The sequence below is a fragment of the Sphingomonas sp. UYEF23 genome, from assembly GCF_040546165.1.
Taxonomy (GTDB): domain Bacteria; phylum Pseudomonadota; class Alphaproteobacteria; order Sphingomonadales; family Sphingomonadaceae; genus Sphingomonas; species Sphingomonas glacialis.
In genome coordinates this window covers 494,584-509,941 of the sequence record NZ_JBEPNG010000003.1, presented here as the reverse complement: position 1 = coordinate 509,941, position 15,358 = coordinate 494,584, and the positions used below count along the sequence as shown (strand labels likewise).

At 66.1% G+C, this 15,358-nt stretch carries 14 protein-coding genes and 1 tRNA gene; 9 read left to right on the top strand and 6 right to left on the bottom strand.

Annotated features, from left to right (window positions below; all coding sequences use genetic code 11):
- Window positions 1-367 precede the first annotated feature (367 nt).
- The gene (locus ABIB28_RS08595) at window positions 368-1,027 is read left to right on the top strand and encodes a hypothetical protein (RefSeq protein WP_354287792.1); all 660 of its coding nucleotides are present in this window, start codon (window positions 368-370) and stop codon (window positions 1,025-1,027) included.
- Window positions 1,028-1,085: 58 nt separating this feature from the next.
- On the opposite strand, the gene ABIB28_RS08590 is transcribed toward ABIB28_RS08595, so the two are convergent.
- Window positions 1,086-1,856 (bottom strand): right-handed parallel beta-helix repeat-containing protein, encoded by a 771-nt coding sequence (locus ABIB28_RS08590; protein ID WP_354287791.1) that lies wholly within the window; start codon window positions 1,854-1,856, stop codon window positions 1,086-1,088.
- A gap of 348 nt (window positions 1,857-2,204) precedes the next feature.
- A tRNA-Gln gene (locus ABIB28_RS08585) sits at window positions 2,205-2,278 on the bottom strand.
- A 171-nt stretch (window positions 2,279-2,449) separates the two neighbouring features.
- Between ABIB28_RS08585 and ABIB28_RS08580 the strand changes: the two genes are divergently transcribed.
- The 3 genes from ABIB28_RS08580 (at window position 2,450) to ABIB28_RS08570 (ending at window position 5,683) form a co-directional block, all read left to right on the top strand.
- Window positions 2,450-3,565: a Ppx/GppA phosphatase family protein gene (locus tag ABIB28_RS08580; protein ID WP_354287789.1), complete on the top strand. Its 1,116-nt coding sequence runs from the start codon at window positions 2,450-2,452 to the stop codon at window positions 3,563-3,565.
- Window positions 3,562-4,233, top strand: a complete 672-nt coding sequence (locus ABIB28_RS08575) for an RlmE family RNA methyltransferase (RefSeq protein ID WP_133191036.1) — start codon at window positions 3,562-3,564, stop codon at window positions 4,231-4,233. Before ABIB28_RS08580 ends, ABIB28_RS08575 begins: the two co-directional genes overlap by 4 nt.
- A gap of 64 nt (window positions 4,234-4,297) precedes the next feature.
- Complete coding sequence (locus tag ABIB28_RS08570) at window positions 4,298-5,683, top strand: hypothetical protein (RefSeq protein ID WP_354287787.1); 1,386 nt, start codon at window positions 4,298-4,300, stop codon at window positions 5,681-5,683.
- 117 nt (window positions 5,684-5,800) lie between these two features.
- Here ABIB28_RS08570 and rpoZ read toward each other — a convergent pair whose 3' ends face one another.
- On the bottom strand, window positions 5,801-6,145 hold the full coding sequence (gene rpoZ, locus ABIB28_RS08565; protein ID WP_133191040.1) for a DNA-directed RNA polymerase subunit omega: 345 nt from the start codon (window positions 6,143-6,145) through the stop codon (window positions 5,801-5,803).
- A gap of 59 nt (window positions 6,146-6,204) precedes the next feature.
- Entirely contained in the window at window positions 6,205-6,738 is a 534-nt protein-coding gene (locus ABIB28_RS08560) for a hypothetical protein (RefSeq protein WP_354287786.1), read from the bottom strand.
- Between the two features lie 94 nt (window positions 6,739-6,832).
- Between ABIB28_RS08560 and ABIB28_RS08555 the strand changes: the two genes are divergently transcribed.
- A complete protein-coding gene (locus tag ABIB28_RS08555) occupies window positions 6,833-8,005 on the top strand; it encodes a phospholipase D-like domain-containing protein (RefSeq protein WP_354287784.1) in 1,173 nt (390 codons plus the stop codon).
- A complete protein-coding gene (locus tag ABIB28_RS08550) occupies window positions 8,002-9,303 on the top strand; it encodes an MFS transporter (RefSeq protein WP_133191046.1) in 1,302 nt (433 codons plus the stop codon). Before ABIB28_RS08555 ends, ABIB28_RS08550 begins: the two co-directional genes overlap by 4 nt.
- A 36-nt stretch (window positions 9,304-9,339) precedes the next feature.
- On the opposite strand, the gene ABIB28_RS08545 is transcribed toward ABIB28_RS08550, so the two are convergent.
- On the bottom strand, window positions 9,340-11,616 hold the full coding sequence (locus ABIB28_RS08545) for a CDC48 family AAA ATPase (RefSeq protein ID WP_133191048.1): 2,277 nt from the start codon (window positions 11,614-11,616) through the stop codon (window positions 9,340-9,342).
- 332 nt (window positions 11,617-11,948) lie between these two features.
- Between ABIB28_RS08545 and ABIB28_RS08540 the strand changes: the two genes are divergently transcribed.
- The gene (locus ABIB28_RS08540; protein ID WP_189676586.1) at window positions 11,949-12,839 is read left to right on the top strand and encodes a LysR substrate-binding domain-containing protein; all 891 of its coding nucleotides are present in this window, start codon (window positions 11,949-11,951) and stop codon (window positions 12,837-12,839) included.
- A 173-nt stretch (window positions 12,840-13,012) separates the two neighbouring features.
- On the opposite strand, the gene ABIB28_RS08535 is transcribed toward ABIB28_RS08540, so the two are convergent.
- Window positions 13,013-13,474: a peptidylprolyl isomerase gene (locus ABIB28_RS08535; protein WP_133191052.1), complete on the bottom strand. Its 462-nt coding sequence runs from the start codon at window positions 13,472-13,474 to the stop codon at window positions 13,013-13,015.
- A 148-nt stretch (window positions 13,475-13,622) separates the two neighbouring features.
- Between ABIB28_RS08535 and mgtE the strand changes: the two genes are divergently transcribed.
- Together mgtE and ABIB28_RS08525 are read left to right on the top strand one after the other, a co-directional pair.
- Entirely contained in the window at window positions 13,623-15,026 is a 1,404-nt protein-coding gene (mgtE, locus tag ABIB28_RS08530; RefSeq protein ID WP_229839394.1) for a magnesium transporter, read from the top strand.
- Between the two features lie 4 nt (window positions 15,027-15,030).
- A complete protein-coding gene (locus tag ABIB28_RS08525) occupies window positions 15,031-15,354 on the top strand; it encodes a hypothetical protein (RefSeq protein WP_354287781.1) in 324 nt (107 codons plus the stop codon).
- The last annotated feature ends 4 nt before the right edge of the window (window positions 15,355-15,358 follow it).

The window sequence follows — 15,358 nt, the reverse complement described above, 5'->3', positions numbered from 1 at the left end:
GGACCGCACCGCTTATCCAGCGCCAGCGGCCGCGGCGGGGAAGGGAAGCGTCCGCAACCGCCGCTGCGCCTGGTACACTGTCGGTCACCCGCTATCCCTATTGCGCGACGCTACCGCTCGCAAGCGATCGCGCTGGCGCTCGGTACGTTGAGGTGTGCGATTGCGCCACCGAGCGCGTCGAAGCTTTGGTCGAATTCGGTGCCGTCCGACGACCCGAAAAATAACAAACCGCAATATCGACAGATAATACGATTCCCCCTTACTCGGATACTAACCTAAGACGTTCAGATACTTTATCGATTACTTTTTGGAACAATAGTGGCGCGATCGTCACCGATCGGGAATATGCAGGTTTGAAAATCGGTTTTTGCGAGAATCAGTTCGAAAAACCATCATGATCGCGAGGTGGGCAGTGGCAATTGTTTCCTTCGAGCCGAATTTCATCTTCATCAAAACTCGGAAAACCGCCGGAACTTCGCTCGAGGTGCATCTCGCGGAAGCGTGCGGTCCGACTGCGATCGTCACGCCAATCTATCCCGCCAACCCACTTCACGCGCCACGCAACTGGACGCATTACTATAATCACATGCCGGCTCGTGAGATCCGGGTCGCGCAGCCGGAGCGATTCGTCTCCGCCTATAAATTCGCCTTCGAGCGGCATCCTGTCGACAAATCGCTGTCCTACTACGCGATGCTGCGCCACTCGCCGCACCATTACAGCGCGACCGGACCGCAAAGCTGGCGCGACTATGTCGATCAAGGCGAATTCCCGGTCGACGACGGCCTTTACACCGATGACGATGGCACACTGATCGTCGACCGCCTCTATCGCTACGAGGAACTGGACCAGAGCCTGATCGACATCTCGGACCGGACGGGGCTTCGCCATCGCCCGCTCACGGCCCGCGAGAAGACCGGCTTTCGCCGCGACGATATCCCGAGCTTTGCCGAGGTCATGGCGGATGCGGCGATACGCAATCGGATCCTGCAGGCCTTTGCCTCGACGCTGAGTCATATCGCGTATTGAGCCGCAACCCGCCTGCCTCCACCGCGCGCCGCGATCGGTCGCGGGCCAGCGTCGCCGCTTATTGCAGCGGCGTCGTCGTGGTCGGCGGATCGCCGGTCGGAATGACGTTGTTGCCGAACGAGCGAACCACACCGCCCGACAGGATATCCAGCGACTTGACGCTTCCCAGGATCTGGTCGTTCGCGATGAACACGTCGTTGCCCGCACCGGTGACCTTGACCCCGTCGGTGGTATTCCCAACCAGCAGCGAATTGAACAGCTTCACATGGCCAAAGCCCGGCGTGGAGTTCACGATGATGCCATTGAGGCTTCCGGTCAGCAGGCTCTGATCGACGGTCACTCGCGACTGGTCGACGGTCTGGACCAGGATGCCGGTATCGAAATTGCGGATATCGCAGTCGCGGATGAGGACTTCCGCCGCCCGCGTGACCAACACCCCCGACAAAGGCGGCACCGAACCGGCATTCTTGAGCCCTTCGAGGTCGAGCCCTTCGAGGACGACCTTGTCGGTCGCCGCAGCGTTGATGACGATACCGTTCGTACCGGCGACCAGCACCCCTGCTTCCACGCCGACCGCGCGCAGCGTGATCGACTTGGTGATCGTCACGCCACCGAAACCGCCCGAATCGATGACATTGATTTCGCCGCCCGCTGCGGTCTTGGAGATCGCCCCGGCGAAGGTTTTGCACGGCGCCGTGCGCGAGCATGGATTGGCATCGTCGCCGACCCCGGAAATCCAAGTCCGCGTCGCCTGCGCAAACGCTGGGGTGGCACCCGCCAACAGCACCATGACGAGCCAGACGCAGAGATTTCTAACAGTGTTGCGCATAATCCCCCCGCAAAGACGAGCGTATGCACTGTACAAAGCAAGAGAATGTTTATCACGCCCACAGCCTGAAACTAAACACTTATTTTATCGGTATTTGCACAAGCATATTATTAACACGCGTAATTCGGGGAAACGACAGTCGGATACTGGGGAAAAGGTGCGCCTTTCGCCACCTGCCGTTCCTCCTAGGGGAATTGCTGCACGCGCGTCGCGACAAACACGCTCCGCTTCCACAGTCCCGCGCCGAGCCTGCACCCACGAAATACGCGCGCAAGCCCGGACAGAGGCTTCGCCAGCGGTCGATTTGATATGCTGGAATGTGCTCCGCTAGACTGAGCGGACAATGGCTGGATGCCCCGTGAGGATTCGAACCTCAATAGGCGGTATCAGAAACCGCAGTCTTACCATTAGACGACGGGGCAACGCCGGGCCGCGATCTACGGGGGTGTGCAGTGGCTGTCAACCGATCGCGTGAAGTCGCCCGCGCATCGCTTGCCGCATCTCGGGGCTTGAGCTAGGATCGCCGTCAAGCACCGAACGGCGCGCCATCCGGCGAGCCGCGACGGCAGAACAGAATAAGCGAGTATCACGGCATGGCGGATCGATCGCCGGATGTGCCGTACCGGCAGGCGAAACCTGCCCGTTCGGCGCCGTCCAACGGAAAGCCCCCCGGCAGGCCGCCGCCCGCCAAGCCGCAGGTCGCCAGGACTCCCCCGGCGCGGGGCGGCGCGACGCGTGGTCGCGAACCGCGGCATTTTGCAGCGCTCGACCTCGGCACCAACAATTGCCGCCTGCTCATCGCGCGGCCGCAGGGCGACGGGTTCGCTGTGGTCGATGCCTTTTCGCGAATCGTCCGGCTCGGCGAGGGGCTCGCCGGATCGGGACGGCTGAGCGATGCCGCGATCGAGCGGACGATCGCCGCGCTGAAGATCTGCGCCGACAAATTGCGCCGCCGCAACGTCACCCTGTCGCGCGCGGTCGCGACCGAAGCGTGCCGCCGCGCGAGCAACGGCGGCGATTTCATCGCGCGCGCTTATGCCGAGACGGGGATCCTGCTCGACATCATCACCGCCGAGGAAGAGGCGCGGCTTGCGGTCCTGGGATGCCATGCGCTGATCGAGCCGGGCGAGGACCCGGCTTTGGTGTTCGACATCGGCGGCGGATCGACCGAGTTGGTGCTCGTCGACACGCGCGCCGAGACGCCGCGCGTGCTCGACTGGCACAGCGCGCCATGGGGCGTGGTGTCGCTGACCGAGAGCGCCGGGCACGGTCCGCCGGGGCAGGATGGCGGCGCCGAAGGCCGCGCCGCCGCTTATGCCAAGATGCGCAGCCTCGTCGCCGAGAGCATGGCGCCGTTCGCCGCGCGGCTGCCGCGCGGGATTGCGGTACCGCGGCTGCTCGGCACGTCGGGCACGGTGACGACGCTTGCGAGCGTCCATCTCGAGCTGACGCATTACGACCGCGCGCAAGTCGACGGGCTGATCGTGCCCGCCACCGCGATGCGACGGATCAGCCGCGATCTCGCCGGCATGGACTTGCGCCAGCGCGCGCAATTGCCGTGCATCGGCACCGAGCGCGCCGATCTCGTCGTCGCGGGGTGCGCGATCCTCGAGACGATCATGGATTTATGGCCGGCCGAACGGCTCGGCATCGCCGATCGCGGAATCCGCGAAGGCATTCTCCGGCGATTGATGGGAAGTACGGCATGAGCAACGACGGCGGCGGACTGCGCGTCCGCGTCAAGACCGCGCGCAAGCGCACCGCGCAATCGACGCGCTGGCTCGAACGCCAGCTCAACGACCCCTATGTGAAGCGTGCCAAGGCCGACGGCTTCCGCAGCCGCGCGGCGTACAAGCTGACCGAGCTCGACGAGCGCTTCGGCTTCTTGAAGGGCAAGCGCCGCGTCGTCGATCTCGGGCTCGCACCGGGCGGCTGGGCGCAGGTCGTCCGCCGCCAAGTGCCCAAGGCGGCGATCGTCGGGATCGATCTGCTCCCGGTCGATCCGATCGAGGGGGTGACGATCCTCCAGCTCGATTTCATGGACGATGTCGCGCCCGAGCGGCTGATGGCGGGGCTTGGCGGCACGCCCGATCTGGTGCTGTCGGACATGGCGGCCAACACCGTCGGGCATCCGCAGACCGACGCCTTGCGCACGATGGGGCTCGTCGAGGCGGCGCTGGCGTTCGCGATCGACGTGCTCGCGCCCGGCGGGGCGTTCGTCGGCAAGGTGTTTGCGGGCGGCGCGGATACCGCGCTGGTCGCAGAGATGAAGCGCAACTTCACGACCGTGAAGCACGCCAAGCCGCCCGCCAGCCGCAAGGCGTCGAGCGAATGGTACGTCGTCGCTCAGGGCTTCAAGGGTCGCGCAGCGGATTAGCGGTTGCTAATCCGCGGTGCAGAACGGATGCTCACGCCACATCCGCTTCGGCCCGAGGTGCACAATGCCGGCATCCCCGAAAGCCGCCCTGGCGGTACTGTTTCTCTGCCTTGCGCTGCCATCGTGTGTCTCGACCAGCCGCTTCATCCCAGATGCCGGGGCGCCGATCGCACTAGACCTCGCCAGTCAGCCCGATGAGACCGTCGTCGCAACGTATCGCATGACGGCCGCGACTAAAGCGCTGCATTTCGCGCAGGCATTGGGCGGATATCGGCCGGAGGATTGGCATCCGCAATCGGCCGGTTTCCGCTGGATGCAGGACGGCACTGGCGAGCGGATCGAGCGCTTTGACGGTGGCCCTTTCCGCGTCGTGCGCTTCACCCTTCCCGCGCGGTACCGCGCTTTGCCAAAGAGCTACGCGCCCTTCTCGCCGTTCAGCGACGGCGGTGTCCTGATCCATTCGGGCCAGTTTCATGCCTGCCTGCGCATCCCGTGCGCTGGCACCGACGCTTTGCCGATCACCATTGCCGCACCCGGAAAGACAATCGGCGTCGAAGGGCGGCGCGTTGCCGATCAGACCCGCTTCGTCAGCCGCGACGACGGCACCAACATTTTTGTCGGAAACCTGATGCCGGAAGAGGCGGACGGCTTTATCGCGATCATCGATCCCGGCCTGCCCACCGCCGCGCGCGACCATTTGCGACAGTCGCTGCCCCGCGCGATGACCGCGTTTGCGCGCATCTACGGCGCACTGTCCTTCCGTCCGGAGCTCTATGTTTCCATGGACGCCCGCCCCCGCAAAGACGGCCATGCCTCGACCCAGGGCGGAACACTACCAGGTCAGATCTTCATGCATTTCGACGGCGCCAACGCGCGCGAACGGGTAACAGCCGAGGCACCTTTCTGGCTCGACTGGTTTTTCGCGCATGAAGCGGCGCACCTCTTCCAACAGGACAGGGTCGGCAAGCTCGCGGGTGATGAAACCGCGGCGTGGATCCACGAAGGTGGCGCCGATGCGATGGCCGCGCTCGTTCTGACGCAGCGCGGGAAGGAGGAGCGCGGATATGTCGCAAGCCGGGTGCGCAGTGCCGAAACCGCTTGCGCGACAGGGCTGGCCGTCGCTCCGCTCGATCGCGCCACGGCGAACGGCAATTTCGACCTGCAGTATCAGTGCGGAATGCTGATCTGGCTGGCGCTGGACGAGTCGCTGCGGGCTGGGAAAGGCGACGGGTTGCACGCCGTCAACAAGACGCTGTTCGCGCGCGTCAAGGCAGGCGCGCCATGGGACGAAAATGCCTTTACCGCAGCGGCGCGAAGCAGCGGCGCGCCGCAACCGCTGCTGCAGCGCGTCGCACGACTGGTGCATGGCGGGTATCGCGATCCGCATGAGGACGTCGCCGCGCTGGGAAAGGCGGCGCTGGCGACAGTCTTGCGGGAACAGGCGAACTAGGGGCCGCACAGCGCGTGGCAACCCCACGTCGCCGGTCGGCACCGAGGCCCTGCGGTCGGGGATTCGGCTATCCGCAGCTAACGCTTTCGCGTCAGCCGTGGGCGTCAGCCGTGGGCTTCAGCCTTCGTAATCAGCGCCGAGGTTCTGGTTGCGCGGCGGGGCAGCAGCCGTCAGGCGCAGCGCCTCGGCCGAGGCCGCGAGCGAGCCGACCGCATCGGCGACGTCGTCTTCGTCGACCTGGACGCGTTGCAGGCTCTGGATCACCGATTCCTTAAGCGTCGGCGGATGCACCATTTCCTCGGCGATCTCGCGCAGCGCGACGACCGGGTTCTTGTCGCGATCGCGATCGATCGTGATCTCGGCACCGCCCGAAATCTGCCGCGCGCGCTGGGCGGCGAACAGGACGAGATCGAAGCGGTTGGGAATCTTGTCGACGCAATCTTCGACAGTGACGCGCGCCATGAACGGCTTCCTTACTTGTACGACGAGGGTCGGAAAGGCGTTGCCCTAAGAGGAAAGCCCTACGGAGTCAAGAAAACGCGGGGGGCCGGGCCCGGCGGCACTGGCGACCAGCACCGCGCGAGTGCCGCAAGGCTGTGATCGACCCAGGCGGCCAGCGGCGTATCGCGGTTGGTGCCGATATCGATCCAGGCCGGACGTCCGTGCGCATATCCCGCCTCCGCGCGCAGCCGATATTCGGTCCCGTCGACAACCATCGCGCCCGGTGGGTCGATCCCCGACACATAGGGATGCGGCATAGCGACGGCGCGCATCGCCATCAGCGCCGGACGGACCGCCGGACATGTACGGCTTTCCGCCCAGACGATCGTCGCGGGATGCGACGGCTCGCGTCGCGTGAGCCGCAGGGCATAGCCGATCGGAGCATCCGGGCGCGGCTCGGTCGAGAACGCCGCATCGACGCTCTCGCTGACGTGCGACAATACAGGCTCGCGCGAGAAATGCGCGAAGGCGCGCTCCCCGAACGAATCGGCCGCGGGTGGCGGCCCGGGCGGGGTCACAACGACAGCGGCCTGGAGAGCAAAAGCGAGCAGCATCGGCGACCTTCGTGTTAGGCGATCTGCCTAGTCGGGAGCGTGAGATGCGGTCAACGACTTGCGCAAACCCGGCATTCGCATCACCACGGCGCACATGTCCGAGCCCGCCCCGCAGCCCAGTTTCACCGTCGCAGGCAATCGCCTGACGATGCTCGACACCGGCCCCCGCCGGCTCGACACGTTGATCGCGCTGATCGACGCCGCGAAGGCGACGCTGCGCATCATCTATTACATCTATGTCGACGACGACGCCGGTGCACAGGTGCGCGCCGCGATGATCCGCGCCGCCGAGCGCGGGGTGAAGGTCGCGCTGGTGGTCGACGGGCTCGGCAGCGAAGTCGCCGAGAGCCACCATTTCTTCGAGCCGTTGCGCGACGCGAACGTCGAAGTGTGCCGCTTCGTCCCGCGCTGGGGCCGGCGCTATCTGCTGCGCAACCACCAGAAGCTCGCGCTTGCCGACGGCGAAAGCAGCGAGGCGCGCGCGATCATCGGCGGGTTCAATGTCGAGGACGCCTATTTCGGCACCCCCGCCGAGCAAGCGTGGCGCGATCTCGGGCTGCTCATCGAAGGGCCGGCGGCGCAGCGGATCACCGGCTATTTCGACGCGCTGTCCAACTGGTCGAAGCAGCCCAAGCCACCGCTGCGCGCGCTGCGCCGCGCGTTGAAGGCGTGGAGCGAGCCCGACGGCCAAGTGCGCTGGCTGTTTGGCGGGCCGACGCGGCGGCTGTCGCCGTGGGCGCGGGCGGTAAAGCGCGATCTCGAGCGCGCCGCCAAGGTCGATTTGATCTCGGCCTATTTCGCGCCCAATCCGGGGATGCTGCGCCGGCTCGACCGCGCTGGCTTGCGCGGGAGGGTGCGGATCGTGCTGGCATCGAAGAACGATCATGGCGCGGCGATCTGGGCGTCGCGCTTCACCTATGCGGGCCTCTTGCGCAAACGCGTGCAAATCTACGAATATCAGCCGACCAAGCTCCACACCAAGCTCTTCCTCATCGACGACGTCGTCTATATCGGCTCGGCCAATTACGACATTCGCAGCCTGTTCCTCAATCTCGAGATGATGCTGCGGATCGACGATCCGGCGTTCGCCGCGCATGTCCGCGGCTATGTCGATGGCGAGGTCGGCCAATCGGAGCGGATCACCGCGCAAGCCTATCGCGAAAACACCGACTGGTGGACGCGCACGCGCCAGTTTGCCGCGTTCTTCGTGATGACGGTGCTCGACTATAACATCACCAAGCAGCTCAATTTCGGACGCGAGAAATGAAGTCGGCCGCCCGGATCGATCGCGACTTCGCGCTGCTGTTTACGGTGATGCTGACGATCGCTGCCGGTAATACCGCGATGCAGTCGGTGCTCCCGGCGCTTGGCCGATCGTTGAAAGTCCCCGACAGCGCGGTCGCCGCGGCCTTTTCGGTGTCGGCACTGCTCTGGGTGATCGCCGCGCCGTTCTGGGCGAAGCGCTCCGACGTCCACGGGCGACGCGCGATGATCCTGCTCGGCATGGGCGGCTTCTCGGTGTCGCTGGTGACGTGCGGCGTGTTCCTCGCCGCCGGGATCAACGGCTGGATCAGCGGAACCGCGGCGTTCCTGTGCTTCATCGCGGGGCGGCTGATCTACGGCACGTTCGGATCGGCGGCGCCGCCCGCGGTGCAAGCGCTCGTCGCGGGCAACACGACGCGCGCCGAGCGCACCAAGGCGCTGACGCTGCTCGGCTCGGCGTTCGGGCTCGGCACGATCCTCGGGCCAACGCTCGCGCCGTTCCTCGTGCTCGGATCGCTCGGCGGGGTCGAGATCGGGCTCGCCGGCCCAGCGTTCCTGTTCGCGCTGTTCGGGCTCGGCGTGTCGTTTGCGGTGCACCGCATGCTCGCCGACGATCGCCCGACGCAGAGCGACGACCCGGGTGCTTTCCACGGCGCCGCCAACGCCTATCCCTCGATCGGCGGGCAAAGTTCGGGCGCGAGCATTACCGCCGCGACCGAACCGCACAGCGAACCGGTCGGCTATGCCGATCCGCGGATCCGCGGCTGGATGATCGCCGGCCTCGTTTCGGGCCACGGCCAGGCGATGACCGGGCAAGCGATCGGCTTTCTCGTGATCGACCGCCTGCACCTCGCCCCGGCGCAAGCGCTGCAACCGACCGGGATCGTGCTGATGATCGGCGCAGGCGCGGCGTTGCTCGTGCAATGGGGGATCATCCCCAACCTCAATCTGCGCCCGCGACGGATGATGCTGGCTGGGCTGGTAATCGCGGCGCTGGGGTGTGCGCTGACCGGGGTCGCGACCTCGCTCTATACGATCGCCTGCGCCTATGCGCTGGCGAGCGTCGGCTTCGGCTTTACCCGCCCCGCGTTCACCGCGGGCGCGTCGCTTGCGGTCGATCATGCCGCGCAAGGTGCGGTCGCGGGGAAGGTCACTTCGGTCAACGGCGCGGCGTTCGTGCTCGGCCCGTCGATCGGGGTGGGGCTTTACGAGCTCCAGCACTCGCTGCCGTATCTCGTCGCGGGCGCGGCGATGATGGCGTTGTTCGGCTATGCCTGGGCGAAGTTGCGCGAGGCACGCTAACCTTCCCCCCTCCCTCGAAGGGAGGGGGGAGGCAGGTCAGCCTTCCTTCGCGCGCGGCGGGAAGGCGAAGCCGATCGGTTGGAGCGAGGTCGCGTCCTGCTTCAACCGCGCTTTCATCGTCTCATATTCACGCTCGAGCTCAGGCGTGACCGAGGCGCGCGAATCGCCGAGTGCAGTCTCGAAATGCGCCATCGTCACTTCGCGAACCTCGAGTGATTCGCGCAGCGCGGTAAGCCCCGCACGCCGCACCAGATCCTCGAGATCGGCACCGGTGAAGCGATCGGTCCGGCCCGCGAGCACATCGAGATCGACATCCTCGGCGATCGGCATCTTGGCGGTCTGGATCGCGAGGATCCGCGCACGCCCATCGCGGCTCGGCACGCCGACATAGATTAGCTCGTCGAACCGGCCCGGACGCAGCAGCGCCGGGTCGATCAGATTGGGCCGGTTGGTCGCGCCGATCACGACGACCGACTGCAGCTCCTCGAGCCCGTCCATCTCGGCGAGGATCGTGTTGACGACACGCTCGGTGACTTGCGGCTCGCCCATCCCGCTCCCACGCGTGGGAACGAGCGAATCGAGCTCGTCGATGAAGATCACGCATGGCGCGACCTGGCGCGCGCGCGCGAACAGCTTGGCGATCTGCTGCTCGCTCTCGCCATACCATTTGCTGAGCAGGTCGCTCGACTTGGTCGCGATGAAGTTCGCCTGCGCCTCGCGCGCCACCGCCTTCGCCAGCAGCGTCTTGCCGGTGCCGGGCGGACCATAAAGCAGGAAGCCCTTGGCCGGACGGATGCCGAGCCGGCGGAACGCATCGGGGTCCTTCAACGGAAGCTCGACGCCCTCCTTCAACCGCATCTGCGCATCGTCGAGCCCGCCGACATCGTCCCAGCGGACGCGCGGCGCCTCGACCATCACTTCGCGCATCGCGCTTGGCTGGACGCGCTTCAACGCATCGACGAAATCCTCGCGAGTCACGGCGAGCGTGTCGAGGATCTCGGGCGGGATCGTCCCTTCCGAGAGGTTGAGCCGCGGCATCAGCTTGCGCACCGCCTCGATCGCCGCCTCGCGCGCGAGCGCGGCGAGATCGGCCCCGACGAACCCGTAGGTCGTGCGCGACAGCTCATCCAGATCGACCCGGTCGCCGAGCGGCATGCCGCGCGTGTGGATCCCGAGAATCTCGCGGCGCCCGCGCTCGTCGGGGACACCAACGACGATCTCGCGATCGAACCGGCCCGGCCGACGCAGCGCCTCGTCGATCGCCTCGGGGCGATTGGTCGCGGCGATCACCACGACATTGGCGCGCGCTTCCAACCCGTCCATCAGCGTCAGCAACTGCGCGACGAGCCGCTTCTCGGCCTCGCCCGACACTTGCCCGCGCTTGGGCGCAATCGAATCGATCTCGTCGATGAAGACGATCGAGGGTGCGGCCTTGGCGGCTTCCTCGAACACCTGGCGCAGCTTGCTTTCCGATTCGCCATAGGCCGAGCCCATGATCTCGGGCCCGTTGATCAGGAAGAACTCGGCCGCCGATTCGTTGGCGACGGCGCGCGCGAGCCGCGTCTTGCCGGTGCCGGGCGGCCCATGCAGCAACACGCCCTTGGGCGGATCGACGCCCAGACGCTGGAACAGCTCGGGGTAGCGCAGCGGCAGCTCGACCATCTCGCGCAGCTGGTCGATCGTCGGGCCCATCCCGCCGATATCGTCATAGGTGACGTCGGCGCGGCGCGCTTCCTTGGGCTCCTCATATTCGGGGCGGAGCTCGATCTCGGTCGTCTCGTCGACATGCACCACGCCCTTCGGCACGGTCGAGATCACCGCGAGGCGGATCTCCTGCAGCGCATAGGCCGGCGCGCGCAGCATATTCTGGACGCCCGGCGGCATGTTGTCGACGCGCTGCTGCCCGGCGGTCGCGACGACGTCGCCCTGCGTCAGCGGGCGGCCGAAAAAGGTGCGCTTCAGCGCGTTCGACGAGCCCTGCAGCCGCAAATTCTGCTGCGCCGGCGCAAAGATCACGCGCGTCGCCGCCTTCGATTCGACCGCGCGGATCTCGACGAAATCGCCCGAGCCGACGCCCGCATTGGCGCGCTGCAGACCATCGATGCGGATGATGTCGAGCCCTTCGTCCTCGGCATAGGGCGCGACCGCGCGTGCCGGCGTCGACGATTTGCCGACGATCTCGATGACATCGCCCTCGCCCAGCCCGAGCGCGGCAAGCATCGCGCGCGGCACATGCGCGAGCCCGCGCCCGCTATCCTCGGGCCGCGCATTGGCGACCTGCAATTTCCGAATCGGCGTCTCGACGTCCGCCATGCTATCTGTTCCTCGCGTAAACCCGGTGAGCGCGCGAGATAGGCATGCGGTTCCGCGAATACGAGGGCGGCACTGCGGCGTGCGCTGGACAAAAAAAGGGCCGACCCCCGGAGGGATCGGCCTTGAAAGTTTTAGGAGAGGATGCCTGAAAGGCACCGTCTAAATGCAGCACGACCGATTATGTTGCAAGTGCGAAAGAACTGATTGCGATTGTCGTTTCTGCAATCGTTGCAATCTTCCCCGCCACGGGGAATGGTGGGGTTAGAGCGAACGGTATCTTGGTGCGTCGCACAAGATAACGATGTCATAGGTCACGGAGGAACGAGCCGACGATGCGCAGACTGCCGCCCCTTACCGCAATCGAAGCGTTCGTGCAGGTCGCCCGCACCGGTTCGATCAAGGCGGCGTCGCAGGAGCTTGCCTTGTCGCCGCCCGCGCTCAGTCGGCGGATCCAGGCGCTCGAGCGCTTTATCGGCCGCCCGCTGTTCGAGCGCCGCCACCAGGCGGTCGTGCTCAACGCCGATGGCGACCGGCTGCTGCAACAGATCGCGCCCGCGCTCGACCAATTGTCGGACGCGGTCGAAGTGATGACGAGCAATACCGACGTGTTGCGGCTGCGACTCGGGCTGCTCCCGCTTTGGGCGTCGCAGAAGCTGTTCCCGCGGCTCGGCGAGCTGCGCACGCAGCATCCCGAACTCCACCTCGACATCGACACCGCGGCGCACCTGCTCTCGCGGCTCGGCGAAGGTCTCGATGCGGTCATCGCGCTAGCGCGCGACATCGACCCGGCGCTCTATGCCAAGCGGCTCGATCGCAACCAGGTCTATGTGATCGGTGCGCGTGCGCTGATCGAAGGGCAGAACCCGATCACCAGCCCCGACCAGCTCGCCGGGCTGACCGCTTTGGTGCACCGCGACATGCCCGATACGTTCAGCGCGTGGCGTGCGGCGGCGGGGCTGACCGATCTCGAGCCGCTCGCGATCGACCATTTCGATTCGGGCGCGCTGATGCTCGAGGCGGCGGCGCAGGGGCTCGGCATCGCCTTCATGCACGCCAGCCATTTCGAGGAAGCGCGCGACGATCGAATCGTGCGGCTGTTCGATATCCCGGTCGAGAGCCCGTACAGCTATTGGTTCGCATGCCGCCCGCGCGCGCTGACGCAGAAGCCGGTGCGGCTGTTCCACGACTGGCTGATCGCGACGATCGCCGATCCGGGGGTTTGAAACCTTCGCCCTCTCCCACTTCGCGGGAGAGGCTACGAAGACTTGGGTCGCGTTCTTCACGCGGCCCTAGTCGTAGTCGGTGAGGGTCTTCTGCTTTTCGGGCGTCGATTAGAAGAAGGCCCTCACCCAACCCTCTCCCGCAAAGGCGGGAGAGGGCTTTTAGGGCGTCCTCGTTACTCGGCGTGCGCCTTTACGATCTTGCCCGGGCTACGCGGCGGCTCGCCCTTCGGCAGCGCGTCGACATGCTCCATGCCCGACGTGACCTGACCCCAGACGGTGTACTGGTTGTCGAGGAAGCGCGCATCGTCGAAGCAGATGAAGAACTGGCTGTTCGCCGAGTTCGGATCCTGCGCACGCGCCATCGACGCGGTACCGCGGACATGCGGCTCCTTCGAGAATTCGGCGGGCAGGTTCGGGTGGTTCTTCGAGCCGTGCATGCCGGTGCCCGTGGGATCGCCGCCCTGCGCCATGAAGCCGGGGATCACGCGGTGGAACACGACGCCGTCGTAGAAGCCGGCATTGGCGAGCTCGGCGATCCGCGCAACGTGCTGCGGCGCGAGATCGCCGCGCAGCTTGATCACGACGTCGCCGCCGCTATCGAGGGTCAACGTGAGGGTTTCGGGAAGATCGGCCATCGGAGGACTCCTGGAAATGGGGGATGCGCCGCCCTAGCGAGGCTGCGCACGGCTGGCAAATCGCCCGCCGCCGCACAGCCCAACGAAGCGGCGTTGGCTTTGTTGCCGCACGCCGCTAGACCGCCAGGATTACCGGCCAAGGAGGTCCATGGTGAGCGAGACCGACCTGACCGAGCCCGAGCTCGATACCGCCCAACTCGACGAAGACGACCGATTGAAGCCCGCCTTCGTCAGCGCGGTGCGCGATGCAGTCGAGTCGGGCGACGCCGCGGCGGCGCGCGCGCTGGTCGAGCCGCTCCACCCCGCCGACATCGCCGATCTGTTCGAACTGACACCGCACGAGGACCGTGCCGCGCTCGCGACCGCGATCACCGACTTGCTCGACGGCGACGTCTTCGCCGAGATGAACGATTATGTCCGCGAGGATCTGATCGACGCGCTGTCGGCGACGCAGGTGGCCGACATCGCCTCCGAGCTCGATACCGACGACGCCGTCGCGATCATCGAGGACATGGAGCCCGCCGACCAGCGCGAAGTGCTCCGCGCGCTCGACCCCGACGATCGCGCCGCGATCGAAGAGGCGCTGAGTTACGACGAGGAGACCGCCGGTCGCTTGATGCAGCGCGAGCTGATCGCGGTGCCCGAGCATTGGTCGGTCGGCGATGTGCTCGACTATCTGCGCCAGCATGACGAGCTGACCACGGACTTCTGGGAAATCTTCGTCGTCGATCCGGCGCACAAGCCCGTCGGTACCGTCGCGCTGTCGTGGATCCTGCGCACGCCGCGCGGCATCGCGATCGGCGACGTGATGCAGCGCGAACAGACCTTGATCCCGGTCGACATGGACCAGGAAGAGGTCGCGCTGCGCTTCCAGAAATACGCGCTGATCTCGGCCGCCGTGGTCGATCCGGTCGGGCGGCTGGTCGGGATGATCACCGTCGACGACATCGTCCACATCATCTCCGAAGAGGCGGGCGAGGATATCCTCCGCCTGTCGGGCGCGGGCGACGGCGACATCAACGAGCCGATCCATCTCACGGTGCGGACGCGAATCACCTGGCTGGTGGTCAATCTCGGCACCGCGATGCTCGCCGCCTCGGTGGTCGGGCTGTTCCAAGGCGAGATCGGGCGTTTTGCACTGCTCGCGGTGCTGATGCCGATCGTCTCGGGGATGGGCGGCAATGCCGGCACGCAAACGCTCGCGGTGATGGTCCGCGCGCTCGCCACCAACCAGCTGACCAGTTCGAACACCGGCCGGATGATCTACCGCGAATTCCGCATCGCCGCCGCCAATGGCGCGATGCTCGGCACGCTGATCGGGATCGGGACGTTCCTGATCTTCGGCAACATGCATTTGGCGATCGTCATTGCGATGGCGATGGTGATCAACAATCTGATCGCGGGCCTGTCGGGGGTGCTGATCCCGGTGACGCTCGACCGGCTCGATATCGATCCCGCGGTGTCGTCGGCGGTGTTCGTGACGATGATGACCGACGTGATGGGCTTCTTCTCGTTCCTCGGCCTCGCGACGCTGTTCGGGCTCGGCAGCTAGGCCCATGTGGAACCACCTGCCGGTGTCGATCGGGGTTCAGCTGCTCTGCTGGGCGCTGGGCCGCTGGCTCGCGGTGCCGACGCGCGGCGCGATCTGGCTCGGCTGCTTTGCGGGGTCGGCGGTGTGCATCATGCGCGAGATCACACAGCGCGAATATCAATGGATCGAGCAATTCGGCGCCGGGCGACGCGCCAACATGCCGGGCTATGCCGGGCTCGAAGTGTGGGACTGGAACGCCCACTCGCTCAGCGAGACCGCGGTGGCGATCGCCGGATCGCTGCTCGTCGCGCTCGTCGTGAGCCATTACGCCGCCGATCGCGAGAATTGAGCCT

Excerpts from the sequence above, each read along its gene's own strand:
- ABIB28_RS08545 (WP_133191048.1), bottom strand. The coding sequence starts at position 11,616 with ATGGCGGACGTCGAGACGCCGATTCGGAAATTGCAGGTCGCCAATGCG.
- ABIB28_RS08580 (WP_354287789.1), top strand. The coding sequence starts at position 2,450 with ATGGCGGATCGATCGCCGGATGTGCCGTACCGGCAGGCGAAACCTGCC.
- ABIB28_RS08550 (WP_133191046.1), top strand. The coding sequence starts at position 8,002 with ATGAAGTCGGCCGCCCGGATCGATCGCGACTTCGCGCTGCTGTTTACG.
- ABIB28_RS08525 (WP_354287781.1), top strand. The coding sequence starts at position 15,031 with ATGTGGAACCACCTGCCGGTGTCGATCGGGGTTCAGCTGCTCTGCTGG.
- mgtE (WP_229839394.1), top strand. The coding sequence starts at position 13,623 with ATGGTGAGCGAGACCGACCTGACCGAGCCCGAGCTCGATACCGCCCAA.
- ABIB28_RS08575 (WP_133191036.1), top strand. The coding sequence starts at position 3,562 with ATGAGCAACGACGGCGGCGGACTGCGCGTCCGCGTCAAGACCGCGCGC.
- ABIB28_RS08555 (WP_354287784.1), top strand. The coding sequence starts at position 6,833 with ATGTCCGAGCCCGCCCCGCAGCCCAGTTTCACCGTCGCAGGCAATCGC.
- ABIB28_RS08570 (WP_354287787.1), top strand. The coding sequence starts at position 4,298 with ATGCCGGCATCCCCGAAAGCCGCCCTGGCGGTACTGTTTCTCTGCCTT.
- ABIB28_RS08535 (WP_133191052.1), bottom strand. The coding sequence starts at position 13,474 with ATGGCCGATCTTCCCGAAACCCTCACGTTGACCCTCGATAGCGGCGGC.
- ABIB28_RS08540 (WP_189676586.1), top strand. The coding sequence starts at position 11,949 with ATGCGCAGACTGCCGCCCCTTACCGCAATCGAAGCGTTCGTGCAGGTC.
- ABIB28_RS08560 (WP_354287786.1), bottom strand. The coding sequence starts at position 6,738 with ATGCTGCTCGCTTTTGCTCTCCAGGCCGCTGTCGTTGTGACCCCGCCC.
- rpoZ (WP_133191040.1), bottom strand. The coding sequence starts at position 6,145 with ATGGCGCGCGTCACTGTCGAAGATTGCGTCGACAAGATTCCCAACCGC.
- ABIB28_RS08590 (WP_354287791.1), bottom strand. The coding sequence starts at position 1,856 with ATGCGCAACACTGTTAGAAATCTCTGCGTCTGGCTCGTCATGGTGCTG.